Source organism: Aminobacter sp. J41 (assembly GCF_000526635.1).
Classification (GTDB): domain Bacteria; phylum Pseudomonadota; class Alphaproteobacteria; order Rhizobiales; family Rhizobiaceae; genus Aerobium.
This window is the reverse complement of the sequence record NZ_JAGL01000078.1, coordinates 1-3,609: the sequence shown is the minus strand read 5'-3', so window position 1 is coordinate 3,609 and position 3,609 is coordinate 1. Positions and strand designations below refer to the sequence as shown.

General features: G+C 62.4%; 6 protein-coding genes and 1 pseudogene. 6 read left to right on the top strand and 1 reads right to left on the bottom strand.

What is annotated here, in order from left to right; translation table 11 throughout:
* Window positions 1-160: 160 nt before the first annotated feature.
* Window positions 161-391 (bottom strand): DUF6429 family protein, encoded by a 231-nt coding sequence (locus L630_RS0120430; RefSeq protein ID WP_024850028.1) that lies wholly within the window; start codon window positions 389-391, stop codon window positions 161-163.
* Window positions 392-540: 149 nt separating this feature from the next.
* Between L630_RS0120430 and L630_RS22020 the strand changes: the two genes are divergently transcribed.
* The 6 genes and pseudogenes from L630_RS22020 to L630_RS23610 form a co-directional block, all read left to right on the top strand.
* Window positions 541-750 carry a hypothetical protein gene (locus tag L630_RS22020; protein ID WP_034331201.1) on the top strand — a complete coding sequence of 70 codons (210 nt, stop codon included), beginning with the start codon at window positions 541-543 and terminating at the stop codon, window positions 748-750.
* Window positions 751-791: 41 nt separating this feature from the next.
* Entirely contained in the window at window positions 792-1,046 is a 255-nt protein-coding gene (locus tag L630_RS0120420) for a type II toxin-antitoxin system prevent-host-death family antitoxin (RefSeq protein ID WP_024850027.1), read from the top strand.
* A gap of 107 nt (window positions 1,047-1,153) precedes the next feature.
* Entirely contained in the window at window positions 1,154-1,477 is a 324-nt protein-coding gene (locus L630_RS0120415; protein ID WP_024850026.1) for a type II toxin-antitoxin system HigB family toxin, read from the top strand.
* The gene (locus tag L630_RS0120410; RefSeq protein WP_024850025.1) at window positions 1,467-1,847 is read left to right on the top strand and encodes a helix-turn-helix domain-containing protein; all 381 of its coding nucleotides are present in this window, start codon (window positions 1,467-1,469) and stop codon (window positions 1,845-1,847) included. The genes L630_RS0120415 and L630_RS0120410 overlap by 11 nt, the downstream gene beginning before the upstream one ends.
* A gap of 13 nt (window positions 1,848-1,860) precedes the next feature.
* A complete protein-coding gene (locus L630_RS23615; protein WP_246659048.1) occupies window positions 1,861-2,979 on the top strand; it encodes a recombinase family protein in 1,119 nt (372 codons plus the stop codon).
* A gap of 9 nt (window positions 2,980-2,988) precedes the next feature.
* Window positions 2,989-3,609 (top strand): annotated as a pseudogene (locus L630_RS23610) (recombinase family protein); the annotation flags it as partial.

The following is a 3,609-nucleotide window of genomic DNA, read 5'->3' as shown; positions in this document are numbered from 1 at the left end:
TTCCGGAAAGGGGTTGGTCTCGCAACCAGACCCTACCGGAAAGCGCCGATGACCGCCGCGCTACCCAGCTACACCACGTCCGGGGACGTCACCTTCTGCTGCCATACGCTGAAGCTGGCAACTTAATACTTTCGCACTTTCCGGAGAGCGATCCGGGGGCTCATCTTTGGACCATGAACATCTCACGAAAAAGCTGTTCCGATCTGACGATCCCCTTGTCCGTAAGCCAGACGGATTTCGCTTTGTTGACCGGATTGCCGATGAAGCCCTTCTCGTGCAGTCGGTTCATCGCGCTCCAGTCGAATCCCTTCCATGCTCGGCCGTCCCCGTCGAGCGTCAGGTAGAGCAGCGCGAGAATCGCATCGTCGATCCTGTCCTTGTCGATCTCCATTGCGCGATGTTCTCCCGATTCCAGAGCATCCTTATTATACGCTACAGTATCCCATATGCCGCACGGGTGCGACGCGGGGCTTTCATTTCATGCACGAGCGGTTCTTCGATGGTCCCTGCCCCCTCCGGGCAATGGGATTTTTGGAGACGATGGCGCTCAAACGCAGCAGGATCAACATTGAGGTGTTTGGACCTCCGACCTCGTCGGAACCGGCGCGGAACGGCGGCAGTCGCGCCGACGAAGCGGTCATGATCCTCACCCGGCTGCTCGGCCGCCAGATCGCCCGCGAGCAGTTCGAGCGCAAGCTGGCGCTGGAACGCAGGGTACAGAAGAAGCGCCCAGCAGGCGAGGATGGGTGATGCCTATGGTTTCAGGCACCGGGTTTGTTCAGGATGCAGTCATGACCACTGTTGATTCCATTTCTTTCCAGCGCAGTCCCGAAGAACTCCTGCATCAGGCGCGACAAGCGCCGGTGGAGATCACCCGGCATGACCGCCGCGAATTCGTGCTGATGCGCGCCGACCACTATGACTGGCTCCGGGCTGCCGCGCAGCGACGTCACCGCACGGCGGAAGCTGCCGATATCGTCATCGACGCGGTTGAGCGCGCAGAGATGAACGCCGGGCTCATGCCGCTGGACGCCCCGCTCGGATAGGCGATCAGAGCGCCCCGCACATCGGTCATCGCCTCGTCGCGACACCCGCGCCGGGGCATTCGCATATTCTTCTTGTGACCGTTTTGGTCCCGTGATATAGGTACGCTATGAGGATCATTGCTCGCCGCACCTTGCGGCAGTTCGTCGACAGCCTCGCGGGGCAGAAGGACCAGCCGGCGGTCAAGGCCGCGCTCGATGCCTGGTTCGACGAAGTCAGCAAGGCGGACTGGACCAGTTCGGCGGATGTGAAGCGGCTCTACGCGACGGCCAGCATCGTCAGCGCCGAACGCATCGTCTTCAACATCAAGGGCAACGATTATCGCCTCGTGGTGGCGGTCGACTTCGAGAAGGCCATCGTCTGGATCAAGTGGATCGGCACCCACAAGGCATATGACAGGATCGACGTGACGGAGGTCAGACATGGCGACTGAGCTGAAGCCCATCCGCACCGAGGCGGATTACGATGCGGCGCTTGCCGAAGTGGAACGGCTGTGGGGCGCGAAGAGCGGCACGCCGGATGGCGACCGGCTCGACGTGCTGGCGACGCTGATCGAGGTTTATGAAGCGAAGAACTATCCGATGGATCCGCCCGACCCGATCGAGGCGATCCGGTTCCGCATGGAGCAGCAGGGACTGACCCGCAGGGACCTGGAGCCGATGATCGGCCCGCGCAATCGGGTGGCCGATGTCCTGAACCGCAAGCGGGGACTGTCCATCGAGATGATCCGGCAGTTGCACAACCACCTGGGCATTTCGGCCGAAGTGCTGATCCGGCCGAGCCGCTTCGACAAGGTTGCCTGAAGGAGGCTATCCCATGACACGCGTCGCCCTTTATGCCCGCTATTCCTCCGACAACCAGCGCGAGGCGTCGATTGAAGACCAGTTCCGGATTTGCCGGGAGCAGGCGAAGCGCGAGAAGTGGAAGGTCGTTGGCACCTACAAGGATGCGGGGATTTCCGGGGCCAGCATGATCCTGCGGCCCGGCATTCAGATGCTGTTGCAGGACGCGCAGGCAGGAAAGTTCGACGTGGTATTGGCCGAGGCGCTGGACCGGATCAGCCGCGACCAGGCCGATGTGGCGACACTGTTCAAGCATCTGAAGTTCGCCGGCGTGCCTGTCGTCACGCTGGCCGAGGGCGAGATCAGCGAGTTGCACGTCGGCCTCAAGGGGACGATGAACGCGCTGTTCCTCAAAGACCTTGCTGCCAAGACCCACCGCGGCATCCGTGGACGTGTCGAGGAAGGCAAGTCGGGCGGCGGGCTTTGCTATGGCTACAGGGTCGTCAAACAACTCGATGCGCGCGGCGACCCGATCCGGGGCGACCGCCAGATCGACGCGGCCGAGGCCAATGTCGTACGACGCATCTTCTACGAGTTTGCCGCTGGCGTCGGCCCGCGCAGCATTGCGCGCAGGCTGAACGAGGAAGGCGTGCCCGGCCCGAACGGCAAGCCGTGGAGCGACACCACCATCCGCGGCCACGTGAAGCGCGGCACCGGCATCATCAACAATGAACTCTATATCGGCCGGCTGATCTGGAACCGGCTGCGCTACGTCAAGGATCCGTCAACCGGCAAGCGAGTCTCCCGGCTCAACCCCGAGACGGAATGGATTGTCAGGGAGGTGCCGGAACTGCGGATCGTCGATGACCAGCTCTGGCAGGCCGTCCGCACGCGTCAGGGCGAGATCGCCGAGAAGTTCGCCAATGTCACTGAAGCCGTCCGCGCGCATCACAAGAAGAATCGGCTGAACGGCGCGCGGCGTCCGAAGTCGCTGCTGTCCGGCCTGGTGTTCTGCGGCTGTTGCGGAGGCCCCTACTCACTTCGCGGGGCCGATCGCTTCGCCTGCTCGAACCACATCAGCAAGGGCACCTGTACAAACGGTCGCACGATCCCACGCACAGAACTCGACGCCCGCGTGCTGACCGGCCTGTAGGAGCGGATGATGTCGCCCGAGATGGTAGGGGAGGCAATACGTGCCTACGCTGAAGAGACGAACCGTCTGAACAGGGAACGCCGCTCCAACAGCGAAGCATGGAAAGTCGAACTGGGCAAGGTTGCCAGACAGATCGAGCAGATCGTCGAAGCCATTGCAGACGGCATGTATCATCTGTCGATGAAGGAGAAGATGGATGCGCTGGAGGCGCGCAGGGCGGAGCTGACTACACTTCTCGCCGAAGCCCCGGAAGACTCCCCCGACATTCTGCCGAGCGCAGCAGCGATCTACGCCGGGAAGGTCACCCGGCTCACTGCCGCCCTGAATCGCCCCGAAGAGCGCCAGCAAGCCGCCGATGTCCTGCGCATGCTCATCGAGAAGATCGTGCTCACTCCCGGCCCGGAACGGGGGGAACTCTACGCCACGCTGCATGGCGAACTGCGCACGATCCTCGAATGGACGGAGCGGCAAGCCATTGGAAAGGCTGGTAAAATGACAAAACCCGCCGCGGGTGCGACGGGTTTGTCGGTATCGGTGGTTGCGGGGGTTGGATTTGAACCAACGACCTTCAGGTTATGGTCCGCAGGACGAGGAGCTACCTCGGCCAGGGAAGCGCAGCTTCCCGCCAGC